We start from the raw sequence: 12,566 nt of genomic DNA on the forward strand, positions 1-12,566 counted from the left end.
TTCGTCAGGACGCCATCGTGATCGATCTTTCCTCTATCCAGGCCGCGCGGCAGAACCTTCAGGGGCAGGTCCTGAATACGCCGTTTACCCATTCGCGCACGCTGTCCGACATGCTGGGCGCGGAGATCTGGCTGAAATTCGAGAACCTGCAGTTCACCGCCTCCTTCAAGGAGCGTGGCGCCTTCAACCGCATGCGTTTGCTGACGGACGAGGAGCGGGCAGGGGGCGTGATCGCTGTTTCGGCGGGCAATCATGCCCAGGGTGTGGCGTATCACGCGCAGCGCATGGGCGTGCCGGCGGTGATCGTGATGCCGCGTTTCACCCCGACCGTGAAGGTGGCCAACACCCGCCGCTACGGCGCCGAGGTGGTGCTGGCGGGCGATACCTTCGACGATGCGCAGGCGCATGGCTACGAGCTGGCGGCCAGCCGCGGGCTGGTGATGATCCATCCCTATGACGATGCGGCGGTGATCGCCGGCCAGGGCACGGTCGCCCTGGAAATGCTGGAAGCGCGTCCGGACCTGGACATGTTGATCGTGCCGATCGGCGGCGGTGGCCTGATCGGCGGCATCGCCACGGCGGCCAAGGCCTTGCGGCCGAATGTGCAGGTGATCGGCGTGCAGACGGAGCGCTTCCCCGCCATGTACGCGACGGTGAACAGCAAGGAGTTGCCGCAAGGGCCTTACACCATCGCCGAAGGCATCGCCGTGAAGTCGCCCGGCCGCCTCACGCGAGAGATCGTGGCGCGCCTTGTCGACGACATCCTTCTGGTAAGCGAAGGCGATATCGAGCATGCCATCGTGGTCTTGCTGGAGATCGAAAAGACCGTCGTCGAAGGCGCGGGCGCGGCAGGCCTGGCGGCTTTGCTGCAAGCGTATGCCCGGGGCGATACGCGTTTCATGGATAAGCGCATCGGCCTGGTGCTGACCGGTGGCAACATCGATCCCTTGATGTTGGGCGAGCTGATCGAGCGTGGCATGGTGCGCGCGGGCCGGTTGGCGCGCATACGCGTGGACATGCGGGACCTGCCCGGCGCGTTGGCGCAGGCAACGTCGCTGATCGCCGATGCGCAGGCCAACATCACTGAAGTACATCATCAACGCGCGTTCACGTCCTTGCCGGTGCGCAATGTGGAAGTGGACTTCGTGTTGCAGACACGGGGGCCGGAACATATCGCCGAGGTCATCGATCGCTTGAACGTGGCGGGGTTCGCGGCCAGCAATCACGATCATTGATTTTGCGGGATGAAATAGTTACGAGGGAACCGGTGCCTGCCGGACGCCGACTTACGGCCACACGCGACTCGTGTGCGCGTGTTTTTTGGCTTCGGCAAGGAGGTATCACCGTCATGAACTATTCCGTTCCCAACGACTTTCGCATCATCAATCCTGCTTTGCATGGGGCAGGTTTTTCGCCCGCAACGCCCATCGACGGAAGTCGCTATGACGCGTTGCAGGCCGCGGCGCATGACCTTGACCTTACGGTCTTGCGGGGCGATGCCGCTGCTGTCGATCCAGGCACGCTGGCCGCATACAGGAACTTCGATGTGACCGTTCAGCGCGGCGCGAATACGGCGCAACAGCTGGACAGTGTGCTGGAACAGGTGCGCCGGGAGATTCCCGGGGACAAGTTCGCCGTCCAGGAGATCAATGTGTCGGGGGTGGCGTTCAGCGGCGGCGCGCCCGGCCACCTGAGCCACAATCAGGCATTGGCTACGCGCAATGAGGACTACGTCCGGCAGCATCTTCTTCTGGGTGGATTGAAGCCTGAACTGGGCATCAATTTGCGGCGGAAGAAGGATGCTGAGTTTCCGGGGTTGGCGCCGCAGGGGCAGAGCGATTCCACGAGCAATTGGGTGCGGATATCGGTGGTTTACCGGCCACGTACTGAGGATGAACTCGTCGGTGCGCGGGGTGATGGCGGCAAGGTTGGACGCTGTTCAAGGAGGTCTGCCGAGATGCCGCCGCTGGATGGGGGCGGAGGCGGGCTTTTGTCTGGCACTCCCGGTATTCCTGGTATTCCCGGCGGGGACAAGCCGTGGCTGCGCCATTGTCCTGTGCGGATGCGGGCCTGACGTTCGGGGCGTCTCTTCGGATTGTGAGTCAGGCCATCGTTCGAGCCGTGGATCACGCTGCTTCGGCGGCCATCATCAAGGCGCGCAGGCGGTGCAGCCGTTCCCGGTTCAGCGTCACTTCCAGGGGCTCGGGCTGTCTTCCTGCCGCAATCAGGCGTTCCATGGTTTGCGTCAGCGCCGCGCGCAGTGGCTCGGGGTCTTGTTCCCACCAGAAGGACAGCAGGCGATCGGGACTGTAGGCGTCCATGCCCAGGCGCCGCATTTCGGAGCGATTGAAGTCCTTCAGGTTCCAGGTCAACACACCCGCGGCGGGCGCGATTTGCTCGCCGCAGCGTGCGCGCCAGGCCAGGCCGGCGGCGATCACGTGCCTGTCCTTGGGATCGCTGTAGCGCAGACCAGCCTGGTAGGCATCGAGCTCGCCCGCGTCGGCGTCCGGGAAGCGAGCCTGCATGGCCTGCCAGTCTTGCTCGACCAATGCGCGGTCGACTTGCCATATGCGGGCGGCGTTGCGCACCCATTCGTGGCCGATGCGGGCGCTCCACACCGGGCGATAGACCTGCTGATCGGCCAGTTGGAGCAATAGCGGGCGCATGACTGACGACATCAGGACGCAGGCGTCGAGGACTAGCAGGGGAGGGGTGTCGGCGCTGACGACGCGGCCGGGGATGGGAATGAGGCTGTAAGACATTGGCTTGGCCAGCTATTCCACTGACTGCTTCTCTGTATGGGTATGTAGCCTGAAATTATGCCAAAAAGCAGGAGCAGGGGTGTATACGGGCTGGCCAAGCTGGTGCTGTCGGTCTTTACGATGCAGTGGCGATGGGGCCGATCGAGGTCGACGACGGGGGCACGGGCTTCGGGGCCGGAGGGGCGGGAGAGTGATGGAGGACCGCGCCTGCCTGAAACGCGGCCAGCATATTCGACGTGAGCGTCGCGTTGATTGCACCAACGCCGAAGATGACGGTCAGCACCGTCGCGATGGCAGTCACGATCATCGTGACCTTCATGGAGAAAAACTTGTCTTCGACGGACGAAAATTTCGCATCGAATCTAGCTGCCATTGTCTTTCCATCGGCTTGAATTTGCTCGACAGCGTCCAGGATTTTTTGCAGGGCGCTCTCCAGCTTGGCGTTCTGCGCGGCCAGCTTGGCGCTCAGCTCATAGCGACTTACAGGGTCTCTCATCCTTACGCGGGGCATGTGGAATCTCCTTGCACCATGCACTGCGCGTCGCTGCCAGCGCCTTTGGGACGGGATCCAGGGGTTGTTGGCTTAGGCTTGGGCGGTGTAGCCGCGGGCGATGTGGCCGTGGCGTCTTGCGGCGTGAACACGTGCTGTGCGGTCAGCCCTGCCTGGAACGCCGTCAAAACGTTGGAACATACCGACGAGTTGAAGCCCGCGACACCCAGGACAGTCGCGACACCTGTGGCAATGATGACCTTTCTCGTGTCCTTATTATCGGTATGTAGTGCCTTCATATCGGCACGGATTTCATCGCAGGAGCGATCTATCCGGGTGGCGATACCCAGCATCTGGTTCACAGCGGCATCCAGCTTGGCGTCCTGCGCGTTCAGCCTGGCATTCAACTCGTAACGACTGACTGGATCATTCATGATGTACGGCATGCGGCTTCTCCTCGTGGTTAGCACTGCACGTGAGTGCCGCCGCCGCTGCAATTCGATCCTCGGCGAAGGGCCCGTTCGCCGTAGGATCAGTCCTATTTTTGGCCCTTGACCGTAAAAAATGTGCCTCGGGGTCCGATTCGCGGGTCTGCTACTTCACCGGCCGCCCGCTCGCGCACAGGCGCAGACGATCCCGCGCCTTCAGCCCATCACGGAAGAACGTATCGACCACTTGCTTGCCTCCGACGGACACCTTGAATGTCGAGTTTTCTTCCATCGCAGACGTCATGGCATCGATACTGGGTACCGCGAACGCGATGGCGCCAACTTTGGTCTGCCCCACGGTGTAATTCATCGCGGTGAGCGTTTGCGGTTTGCCGTCGCCTTGGTCCAGCGTTGCCTTGACTGGTGTCGGCTGGGCGGGCTTGGGGATGTCCATCCCCAAGAGCGTCAGCATGGCGCCTTTGTAGGTCGTCCCCGGGCCGGTCAGCTGCACCGCGCCTTGAAGGTTCTGGAAGAGCGCCATGCAGCGCTGGCCTGATTTGGGATTCTCGGTGTCGTAGAAATAGGTCCAATAACCTTTGGCGACTTTCCTGAACTCGGGATCCTGCTCCATCTTCTGCAGTTCCTTCAGCTGCTGCGCCTGCGCGCGGGCCAGGCCCACCATCGCATTGGCGGCAGCCGTGGCTGGATCTTCACGCGGCGGCGCACTTCGGCCTCCACCGCCACCTGCCGGCGCCGAGTTCTGGACGCAGACCGGCACAGGCGCCAGCCCTGGCCCACCGCCCGTCGTGCCGACCTGGCGCTGGCCGGGCGCAGGGCCCGTGGGGCACACAAAAGTCTGACCAAATGCGGCCGACGAAAGTCCGAAAGAGAGGGACAAGACATACAGCGCTTTTCGACTCATCATTGCAACCCGCGGTCGTTGAAGGGGTTGTAAGTATAGTGAAAGGTTCGCCGCGATGCGTCGCCGCTGCCGCGTCACGCGGCACATGCCATCGCGGGAAGCCAAACGCCGCGCGCTATTGCGGTTCGATCTTGGCGTCTGCCGCGCGCTTGGTCCAGATATCACGCTGCTGCAAGGCGAATGCTTTCTGCGCCGACACGGAGTCGGGTGCGACCTGCATACCCAGGGACTCGAAGCGTTGCACCACTTCAGGGTCCTGCAGAATGGCGCCGACCTCTTTGTTGAGGCGCTCGACGATGGCGTCCGGTGTTTTCGCGGGCGCCGCGACACCCACCCAGACGACGAGGTCGAAGTTTTTGTAGCCCAGTTCAGCCAGGGTGGGCACACCGGGGAAGTCCGTCGCGCGCTTCTGACCTGTATACGCCAGCCCGCGGAGTTTCTTGGCCTTCATGAAGTTCGTCACGACGGACAGATCAGCGAATAGATAGTCGACATGCCCACCCAGCAGGTCGGTGACGGCGGGGGGCTGGCTTTTGTACGAGACCGCGTTGGCCGCGGCGCCGGCGACGGTGTTGAAGGTCGCCCCGGCAATCTGGCTGGTCGGCGAACCATAGGCGTAGTTCAACGCTTTCTTCTGCGTCGCCTGCACCAGATCCTGAGCCGACGTGTACGGCGCATCCTCGCGCACGACCAGCATCATCGGTATCGTCGCGATGCGCACGGTATGGATGAAGTCGCCCGTGGGATCGAAAGGCAGCTTGCGAAACAGGGCCGGCGTGGCGGAATGCGTCGAACTGCTGGTCAGGATCAACGTATAGCCGTCCGGATTGGCCCGTGCAGCGAAAGACGAGCCTATGGTGCCGGACGCGCCGGGCTTGTTCTCGATGACGATCGGCACGTTGAATCGCGGGCCCAGTTTCTCGGCAATGATACGGGCGCTGGTATCCGTCGCGCTGCCCGGCGAGAAAGGCACGACGATCGTTATCTGCTTGTCGGGATAACGACCTTCCGCCGCCGTTGCCGGCGCGGGCAGCAGGCTGGCTGCCGCCATCATGCTTATCGCGCCCAGCGCGCCGCAAGCGGTGAGCATTCGTCGGCGGGAATGGTTTTTCTCTTCACGCATCATTGTCTCCATGGTGGTGGCATCGACTTGGCCACGCTCTTGGATCGATAGTTTGCGTGCAGCCTGCTTATGCCCACAAGGGACTAATTCTCATAAAATCATTCCAGCTTGGCATCAATCGCCGACAGTCTGCAGTTCTCGCAGACTGTCCTCCGCGACCCGCAGGAACTCAGCCGCGGCCAGTGACAGTCGCGCCTGAGGGCGTTGGATCAATGACAGTTCGTGCCCATGCTTGCGTGCGCCATCGATGGGGATGACCCGTAAACCCAGCTGCTGCGCGAACGCGCATGCGTAGCCGGGAACAATCGTGATGCCTAGCCCTTCCTTGACCAGCATCAGGGCCGAAGCCAGCATCCCGGCTTCGATGCGGTAGTCGAAACACAGATCGAGGTCCGCCGAGATGCGTTCAAGGCTGCGGCGCACGCTGTAAACGTTGCGCAGCATGATCAGCTTGTGGCCCGCGACGTCCTGCCAGCTTACCGTCTTGCGCCGGCACAACGCATGCTTGGGCGCTGCAATCGCGTACATGGTGTCGCGGTAAATCACTCGCGTGGAAAATTCATCCGAGGGTTCGGCCAGTGAGACGATGCCGAAGTCGGCATGACCGGCCCTGACATGCGCCAGCGTGTCGTCGGTGGAAAGTTCGAAGAGGTCCAGTTTGACGCTGGGGTGGGCACGGTGAAAGGTGGCGATCGTTCCGCTAAGAAGACCGGCCATCATCAAGGGCGAGGAGGCCACGCCCACGGTGCCTCGCTCCAGAGTGCGCAAACCGGACATGCTACGTTCAGCTGCCCGCACCGTGCCGAGTATCTCCTGGGCATAGGCGTAGAAATCGGCCGCGCCGTCGCATGGCGTGACACTGCGCGTGGAGCGCTCGAAAAGTGCCTGCCCGACTTCCGTCTCCAGCTCGGCGCAGAGTTTGCTGACTGCCGACTGGGTAACGAAAGCCGCGCGGGCTGCCGCCGTAAAGCTGCGTAATTCATAAAGCGCGCAGAATACGCGCAACTGCTTGAGCGTTATGTTCATGGTCGAGGCCGTCAGGGGCGCCGACGCACTTGCCGCATCAACGCTCGTTCTCAAGCATATCGCGATCTGCGTCCTGGCGCGGCGCCGGCCTGCGGATCGCCCCTGGCGTTCTGGAAAAGCGCACGGGTATCCCGATTGTTCTCAACGTACCCTCGGATGGATGTTCCATCGTCCCGAAGAAGTCGATTGCCTTGAGATGCGGATCGTCGAGCAACGATTCCGGTGTGTTGACCCGCGAATGCGGAATATCAGCGGGGGCCAGCCGCGCCAGCCATTCATGGGTCGTCCGTTGCGCCACGATATCGGCAAGGTCCTGGTACAGCTCGTCGAAGTGACGCGCGCGGGACTGCGCGTCTACGTAACGGACATCCCCAGCAAGATCGAGCCGTTCCGCCAAGGCGAAGAAGCGTCGCCATTGCGCGTCAGTGTAAGGAAGCAACGCCAGGTAGCCGTCCAGGGTGCGATAGGGCCGGCGCTGGGGCGAGAGCACGCGGCTGTAGCCCATCGGTCCGCGCGACGGCACGAAACTGTGCCCACTCAGATGTTCCACCAGCGTGAAGGACACCAGGGTTTCGAACATCGGTACTTCGAGAGCCTGGCCTTTGCCGGAGCGCTCCCGCTCGTATAGCGCCATGGGAATGGCATAGGCGAGCGTCAGGCCGGCGACCTTGTCCGCGATGATCGTGTTCACATAGGCCGGCGCGTCCGTGTTGCGCCCTTGCAAGGCCGCCAATCCGCTTTTCGCCTGGATGATGTCGTCGAAGGCCGGCTCGGCGGCGTACGGTCCATCCTGGCCAAAACCAACCGCGGAACAATATATCAGGCGTGGATTTCGGGCGCACAGGGCGGTGGCGTCCAACTCCAGCCGAGCCAGGGCCGCGGGGCGCACATTGGAAATGAAGACGTCCGCGGTGTCGGCCAGCCGCAGAATCTGTTCACGGTCCGATGGTGACTTGGCATCCAGGGTGACGCTGTATTTATTCCGGTTGAGATTCAGATAGGCCGGGCCCATGCCGGGATTCAATGCGGGTGACGAGGTGCGGAACACGTCTCCCTCCGGTGCCTCCACCTTGATGACTTCGGCGCCCATGTCGGCAAGGATCTGGGTCGCGTATGGCCCCATCGCCACCGACGTCATGTCAATGATGCGTACACCCTGTAGCGGCCCCGGCATCAGTGCTTCTCCGCGCCTTTCTTCTTGGCAAGGAAGGGCGCCATGTATCGTTTCGGCTCGTCCGTCAGGAATGCATCGCCGAACACGTCGACGCTGCGATCCAGGCCAGCCTCGATCGATGATTCGGTCCAATAGCGCAGCAGGCCCTTCTGCGCTTTGACGGCGACGGGCCCACTCGCGGCAATGGCGCCGACAGTCCGCTGGATGGCCGCATCCAGCGCTTCCGGCTTGCTGACGAACTCGACGAAACCCCAGCAGGACGCCTGTTCGGCATCGACGGTTTCCCCGGTGAGGAGCAGCCAATTCGTAGGGCCTTGCCCTATAAGTCGAGGGAAGAGAACCGCGTGGATCACGGAAGGAATCCCAACGCGCACCTCCGGCATCCCGAAGATGGCATCGTCGCTGGCCAGCCTGATGTCGCACACCGCGGCCAGTTCCATGCCGGCACCAAGGCAGAATCCGGCCAGACGCGCCACGGTGGGTACCGGGATGGCGGCGACCGCCTCGCACAAGTTCCGCAGCGTGGTGATGAATTCACGCGCGCTTTGCGGCTCCAGCTCTGCCATTTGATAGATGTTTGCTCCGCCGACGAAGGCCTTCTCACCGGTGCCCCGAAGAATGACCGCGCGGGCGTCGTCCTGCTGCGCTAGCCAGACCGCCGCTTCGGTCATGCCGCGCATGACGTCCAAGGACAGGATGTTCAGGCTCTTGGCATTATGAATCTGCAGGGTGTAAACACCACGCTCGTCGCGCGTAACGAGCGCATGTGCGAAATCGGGGATAGGGGTCGTCATCTTGCCTCCGGGCGAAATCCAGAAGAGATGCTAAGTTTCCCGTATTGATCGCAACAAGCGAGAATTTTTCATGGACTAAGTCCGGACAGGAATAAATCCGTGGATGGTCCTCTGACGTAAAAACTAGCGTGCGAAGGTTTGGTGGGGCATGGGAATGCGAGCAAGGGAGTTTGATCGCGAATCGACTGCCTGCTCTGCTTGTATGACTGGTGCCCGGGACCGGAATCGAACCGGTACGCCTGTTACGGCGGGAGATTTTAAGTCTCCTGTGTCTACCAATTTCACCACCCGGGCGGTGTGGCAAAAGCTCCGCCGGAAGGGGAACATATGCGGTCGCTGCTGAAGCGAAGCGGGATTGTACCCCTGTTCACGAGCGCCCCGCGTGCCGCGTCTCTACCTGAAATCCGATACAATGGCCGCCCTGCAAGGGCCGCGGCGCGCAAGTAGCGCCAGCATGGTCCAGGCGTAGCAGGAAGGATGGCAGAGTGGTCGATTGCACCGGTCTTGAAAACCGGCGATGGGAAACTATCCGTGGGTTCGAATCCCACTCCTTCCGCCAGCAGCTTTTGACCTGAGGCTTTACCGTCGCCGCTAGCGTGGCGCCAACGCCTTTCCGGCCCCACCCATGCCCGCCTTGATCTCTTCAAGCAATGCTCGGGCCAAACGCGACGGCGGGCGATTCTTGGGAAATATCGCCCAGACGCTCACACTTATCCGCGGACGAAACGGTACGATTTTGACCGCGCGCGTCTGCGCAAGCGAGGCCGCGGAATATGAGTCGACCATGGTTACCCCCGCGCCCGCCCGCGCCAGCAAGCAGGCGGTTTCCGAGTAGCGGACTTCAATGCTGGGTGCATATCGCGCCCCGGCGCTGTTGAATGCTGTCCGTATCGGCGCACTGAGGCGCGCCGAGTTCTCAAGTGCGATAAACGGAAAGGCGCTGATGTCCTTGGGCGACAGTGCTTTCTTTTCGGCCAGCACGTGCCCGGCAGGCAATACGCACACCACCTCGGCCTCGTCCATCAAGACCATCTTCAGGTTTGCGCTCAATGCGGGTTCCAGCGCAAGCGCCATCCCGAAATCCGCCGCCATGGCCTCCGTGTTCTCGATGACCTGATGAGAGTCGATGACATCGCACACGACTGTCACCTTGGGCCGCGTCGCGAGGAATTTCGTAATCGCACCTGGCAGGATCGTGTGCCCCAACTGCGGTGTGGCCACCACCCGTACACGGCCTGCCCGATTCTCCTTCAGATCCTCCGCTACCCCGGCGAGCCGGTCTGCGAACAAGAACATCGATTCCGACTCCTTGAGCAGCACACGTGCCTCGTCCCTGGCGACCAGGCGATTCCCTAATCGATCGAACAGCTCGAATCCCAGTTCATCTTCCAGCTGGCGAATGGCGTTGCTCACCGTCGGCTGTGAGATGTTGAGGCTGCGGGCAGCCCCAATCGTGCTCCTGGCGCTCATTACCGCTCGGAAGATCCCAAAGAGTCGCAAGTTCATGTATAGCCAAATCTTATAGAAGATAGAGAAATTTTAATAATTGATTATTGTAGGTGGGTCTTTAGAATTCCCACTCTCTAGATCGATTCGGCGCCCCAGGAACAGGCAACAGCGTGGAGATCACGATGCACAGGCAATTGGCTGCGCAGGCACTCGATGCCAGCGCTTTTGCGTCATTTGGCGAGGTCCTCGAAAACAGGGGAGACACCCGTCGGCGCGACTTCTCACTGCAGTTCGCCCAGGCGAATAATCCGCGACTATGGGTCAACCGGCTCAGCGCCAGTCCACCGGGGCCCGTGCTCGTCAATGAAATGGAGCGCCACCCGAACTCGGCGCAGACCTTCGTGCCCATGCACGCGGGACGTTGCCTGGTTGTCGTGGCTTTGTCGGATGAGGAGGGCAACCTGGATGGAACATCCGTCCGCGCTTTTATCACCGACGGATCCCAGGGCGTAACGTATCGTCCCAACGTATGGCATTACAGCTTCACATCCCTAGACGGACCCAACGAAGTGGTGGTGATCATGGGGCATATGGATCAACGGACTGATACGGAGGTGCGAGTAATGCACGAGCCCGTACATGTGTCCTGGGCACGGAGCGAAAGCGATGACAGACTTTAATGATCCCTCCCATGCGCATCTGCGCCGCGACTTCGTCGGCTATGGCGCGACCCCTCCAAACCCTCGTTGGCCCGGCAATGCTCGCGTGGCGCTGAACATTGTCGTGAACTACGAAGAAGGTTCGGAGCAGTCCTTTGAAGATGGCGACAACAAGACCGAGACCGGTTTGACAGAGGGGGGCGCAGGCGGGTTTGAGGGCCGGGACCTGGCATCGGAATCCATGTACGAGTACGGCAGCCGTGTCGGCATCTGGCGCGTCTTGCGAATCCTGCGCGAAAGGGACATGACCGCGACAGTCTTCGCCACGGCACTTGCGTTGGAGCGCAATCCTGCCGTTGCCACGGCGATCCGGGACGCGGGCTATGACGTGTGCAGTCATGGCCGCCGTTGGGTGCGAGCCCAGGACTTCACCGAAGAGAAGGAAAGGGAAGAGATCGCGCTCGCTTATGCGTCCATTTCCCGCAGCATCGGAACGCCGCCCATCGGGTGGTATTGCCGATACGCGCCGACCGTCAATACGCGGCGGCTGCTGGTGGAACATGGAGGATTTGCCTACGACTCCGACGCGTATAACGACGAACTCCCCTATTGGACGAAAGTGCGGGGCAAAAGCCATCTGGTCGTGCCCTATAGTCTTGCCAACAATGACGGCAAGTTCAGTCGGGGGGCCATGGCGACCGCTGATGACTTCCTCGCTTATCTGAAAGACAGTTTCGACATGCTTTACGAAGAGGGCGAGACGGCACCCAAAATGATGTCGGTCGGCTTGCATCTGAGGCTGATCGGTCATCCCGGGCGCGCGATTGGACTGGCGCGATTTCTGGACTACGTTGCAACGAAACAAGGGGTATGGATCTGCCGGCGTGCGGATATCGTTGAGCATTGGAAGAAGCACCATCCCGCCGCGCATCCTGCATAGATTTTCGCGGACGACTGCTCTGCCAGAAGCTGCCACTATCGTTAAGGCCGTACTTCGCCGTCGCTGAGTTCTTGGCAGGGCGTATTCGCGCCCGCCGGCATTCCCCGACAGCCGCGGCACCATTTTTGCGGACGAGGGTGATGATCCACTCAAGGAGTACGCAAATGCACACGAGAATCAGGGGTTCCGCACTGGCGTTGAGCATCGCGATGTCTCTGGCGACGCCGTGGGCGTTCGCGCAGAAGCCTCCGGCGGCAGCATCCGCCCAGCAGCCCCAAAAACTGGACTCCGCCGACCGGACTTTTCTTGACGACGCGGCCCGGGCCGGACTGTTCGAGCTCGAAGGAAGCAAGCTGGCGCAGCAAAAGTCCAAGAGCGCCGATATCAAGACCTTCGCCGACCGGATGATCAAGGATCACACCGCCATGGGCCAACAACTGGCGGCGCTGGCAAAATCCAAGAACTATCAGCTCCCCACCGAGCCCGGCACCACGCAAAAGCTGGAGTTGAAGGCCCTGGACGTGGCGGACACCAGCTTCGATACGAAGTTCGCGGAGCGCATAGGCGCCAATGCCCACACGCACGCGGTCAACGTCTTCAGCGACGCCGCGAAAGGCGCCAAGGACGCCGACGTGCAAGCCTTCGCCAAGAAATACCTGCCCATGATGAAGGAACATCTGCGCCTGGCGGAAGGTCTGGAAGGCAGGGCTGCCCGCGCGCCGACCGGCCGTTTCGACACGCCGGCACGTTAAACATCAACCCTTCGGATTCCCCGATCTAACCCATACGCTCAGGCATG

Annotated in this window: 14 protein-coding genes and 2 tRNA genes; 6 read left to right on the top strand and 10 right to left on the bottom strand. The window is 61.6% G+C overall.

Features of this window, described 5'->3' with window-relative positions; genetic code table 11:
• Window positions 1-17 precede the first annotated feature (17 nt).
• Together ASB57_RS30095 and ASB57_RS30100 are read left to right on the top strand one after the other, a co-directional pair.
• The gene (locus ASB57_RS30095; RefSeq protein WP_057655788.1) at window positions 18-1,235 is read left to right on the top strand and encodes a threonine ammonia-lyase; all 1,218 of its coding nucleotides are present in this window, start codon (window positions 18-20) and stop codon (window positions 1,233-1,235) included.
• 113 nt (window positions 1,236-1,348) lie between these two features.
• Window positions 1,349-2,074 carry a hypothetical protein gene (locus ASB57_RS30100; RefSeq protein ID WP_057655789.1) on the top strand — a complete coding sequence of 242 codons (726 nt, stop codon included), beginning with the start codon at window positions 1,349-1,351 and terminating at the stop codon, window positions 2,072-2,074.
• Between the two features lie 52 nt (window positions 2,075-2,126).
• Here ASB57_RS30100 and ASB57_RS30105 read toward each other — a convergent pair whose 3' ends face one another.
• The 9 genes from ASB57_RS30105 to ASB57_RS30145 all read right to left on the bottom strand — a co-directional run bounded on the left by ASB57_RS30105 (window position 2,127) and on the right by ASB57_RS30145 (window position 9,013).
• The gene (locus tag ASB57_RS30105; RefSeq protein ID WP_082621950.1) at window positions 2,127-2,762 is read right to left on the bottom strand and encodes a PIN domain-containing protein; all 636 of its coding nucleotides are present in this window, start codon (window positions 2,760-2,762) and stop codon (window positions 2,127-2,129) included.
• Between the two features lie 115 nt (window positions 2,763-2,877).
• Window positions 2,878-3,273 (bottom strand): hypothetical protein, encoded by a 396-nt coding sequence (locus tag ASB57_RS30110; protein WP_057655790.1) that lies wholly within the window; start codon window positions 3,271-3,273, stop codon window positions 2,878-2,880.
• Window positions 3,261-3,698: a hypothetical protein gene (locus ASB57_RS30115; RefSeq protein WP_057655791.1), complete on the bottom strand. Its 438-nt coding sequence runs from the start codon at window positions 3,696-3,698 to the stop codon at window positions 3,261-3,263. Before ASB57_RS30115 ends, ASB57_RS30110 begins: the two co-directional genes overlap by 13 nt.
• A gap of 148 nt (window positions 3,699-3,846) precedes the next feature.
• On the bottom strand, window positions 3,847-4,605 hold the full coding sequence (locus ASB57_RS30120) for a hypothetical protein (RefSeq protein WP_156414325.1): 759 nt from the start codon (window positions 4,603-4,605) through the stop codon (window positions 3,847-3,849).
• Between the two features lie 112 nt (window positions 4,606-4,717).
• Window positions 4,718-5,656, bottom strand: a complete 939-nt coding sequence (locus tag ASB57_RS30125; RefSeq protein WP_369822889.1) for a Bug family tripartite tricarboxylate transporter substrate binding protein — start codon at window positions 5,654-5,656, stop codon at window positions 4,718-4,720.
• A 183-nt stretch (window positions 5,657-5,839) separates the two neighbouring features.
• On the bottom strand, window positions 5,840-6,751 hold the full coding sequence (locus ASB57_RS30130; RefSeq protein WP_057655794.1) for a LysR family transcriptional regulator: 912 nt from the start codon (window positions 6,749-6,751) through the stop codon (window positions 5,840-5,842).
• 37 nt (window positions 6,752-6,788) lie between these two features.
• Window positions 6,789-7,925 (bottom strand): CaiB/BaiF CoA-transferase family protein, encoded by a 1,137-nt coding sequence (locus tag ASB57_RS30135; RefSeq protein ID WP_057655795.1) that lies wholly within the window; start codon window positions 7,923-7,925, stop codon window positions 6,789-6,791.
• A complete protein-coding gene (locus ASB57_RS30140; RefSeq protein WP_057655796.1) occupies window positions 7,925-8,719 on the bottom strand; it encodes an enoyl-CoA hydratase in 795 nt (264 codons plus the stop codon). The genes ASB57_RS30135 and ASB57_RS30140 overlap by 1 nt, the downstream gene beginning before the upstream one ends.
• Window positions 8,720-8,926: 207 nt before the next feature.
• Window positions 8,927-9,013, bottom strand: a tRNA-Leu gene (locus ASB57_RS30145).
• A 177-nt stretch (window positions 9,014-9,190) separates the two neighbouring features.
• Here ASB57_RS30145 and ASB57_RS30150 point away from each other — a divergent pair.
• Window positions 9,191-9,278 (top strand) — tRNA-Ser (locus tag ASB57_RS30150).
• Between the two features lie 32 nt (window positions 9,279-9,310).
• Here the strand turns inward: ASB57_RS30150 and ASB57_RS30155 are convergent.
• A complete protein-coding gene (locus tag ASB57_RS30155; protein ID WP_057655797.1) occupies window positions 9,311-10,225 on the bottom strand; it encodes a LysR family transcriptional regulator in 915 nt (304 codons plus the stop codon).
• 113 nt (window positions 10,226-10,338) lie between these two features.
• Here ASB57_RS30155 and ASB57_RS30160 point away from each other — a divergent pair, with 113 nt between their 5' ends.
• The 3 genes from ASB57_RS30160 to ASB57_RS30170 all read left to right on the top strand — a co-directional run bounded on the left by ASB57_RS30160 (window position 10,339) and on the right by ASB57_RS30170 (window position 12,519).
• Entirely contained in the window at window positions 10,339-10,848 is a 510-nt protein-coding gene (locus ASB57_RS30160) for an ureidoglycolate lyase (RefSeq protein ID WP_156414326.1), read from the top strand.
• Window positions 10,835-11,767, top strand: a complete 933-nt coding sequence (locus tag ASB57_RS30165) for an allantoinase PuuE (RefSeq protein WP_057655799.1) — start codon at window positions 10,835-10,837, stop codon at window positions 11,765-11,767. Before ASB57_RS30160 ends, ASB57_RS30165 begins: the two co-directional genes overlap by 14 nt.
• Before the next feature lie 164 nt (window positions 11,768-11,931).
• Entirely contained in the window at window positions 11,932-12,519 is a 588-nt protein-coding gene (locus ASB57_RS30170) for a DUF4142 domain-containing protein (protein ID WP_231755298.1), read from the top strand.
• Window positions 12,520-12,566: the final 47 nt, after the last annotated feature.

This window comes from Bordetella sp. N (assembly GCF_001433395.1).
In the GTDB taxonomy this organism is placed as follows: Bacteria; Pseudomonadota; Gammaproteobacteria; order Burkholderiales; family Burkholderiaceae_B; genus Bordetella_C.

Bases quoted from the DNA above. Each gene is read 5' to 3' on its own strand.
- ASB57_RS30170 (WP_231755298.1), top strand. From the start codon at position 11,932: ATGCACACGAGAATCAGGGGTTCCGCACTGGCGTTGAGCATCGCGATG.
- ASB57_RS30155 (WP_057655797.1), bottom strand. From the start codon at position 10,225: ATGAACTTGCGACTCTTTGGGATCTTCCGAGCGGTAATGAGCGCCAGG.
- ASB57_RS30135 (WP_057655795.1), bottom strand. From the start codon at position 7,925: ATGCCGGGGCCGCTACAGGGTGTACGCATCATTGACATGACGTCGGTG.
- ASB57_RS30130 (WP_057655794.1), bottom strand. From the start codon at position 6,751: ATGAACATAACGCTCAAGCAGTTGCGCGTATTCTGCGCGCTTTATGAA.
- ASB57_RS30110 (WP_057655790.1), bottom strand. From the start codon at position 3,273: ATGCCCCGCGTAAGGATGAGAGACCCTGTAAGTCGCTATGAGCTGAGC.
- ASB57_RS30165 (WP_057655799.1), top strand. From the start codon at position 10,835: ATGACAGACTTTAATGATCCCTCCCATGCGCATCTGCGCCGCGACTTC.
- ASB57_RS30100 (WP_057655789.1), top strand. From the start codon at position 1,349: ATGAACTATTCCGTTCCCAACGACTTTCGCATCATCAATCCTGCTTTG.
- ASB57_RS30115 (WP_057655791.1), bottom strand. From the start codon at position 3,698: ATGCCGTACATCATGAATGATCCAGTCAGTCGTTACGAGTTGAATGCC.
- ASB57_RS30140 (WP_057655796.1), bottom strand. From the start codon at position 8,719: ATGACGACCCCTATCCCCGATTTCGCACATGCGCTCGTTACGCGCGAC.
- ASB57_RS30125 (WP_369822889.1), bottom strand. From the start codon at position 5,656: ATGATGGCGGCAGCCAGCCTGCTGCCCGCGCCGGCAACGGCGGCGGAA.
- ASB57_RS30105 (WP_082621950.1), bottom strand. From the start codon at position 2,762: ATGTCTTACAGCCTCATTCCCATCCCCGGCCGCGTCGTCAGCGCCGAC.
- ASB57_RS30120 (WP_156414325.1), bottom strand. From the start codon at position 4,605: ATGATGAGTCGAAAAGCGCTGTATGTCTTGTCCCTCTCTTTCGGACTT.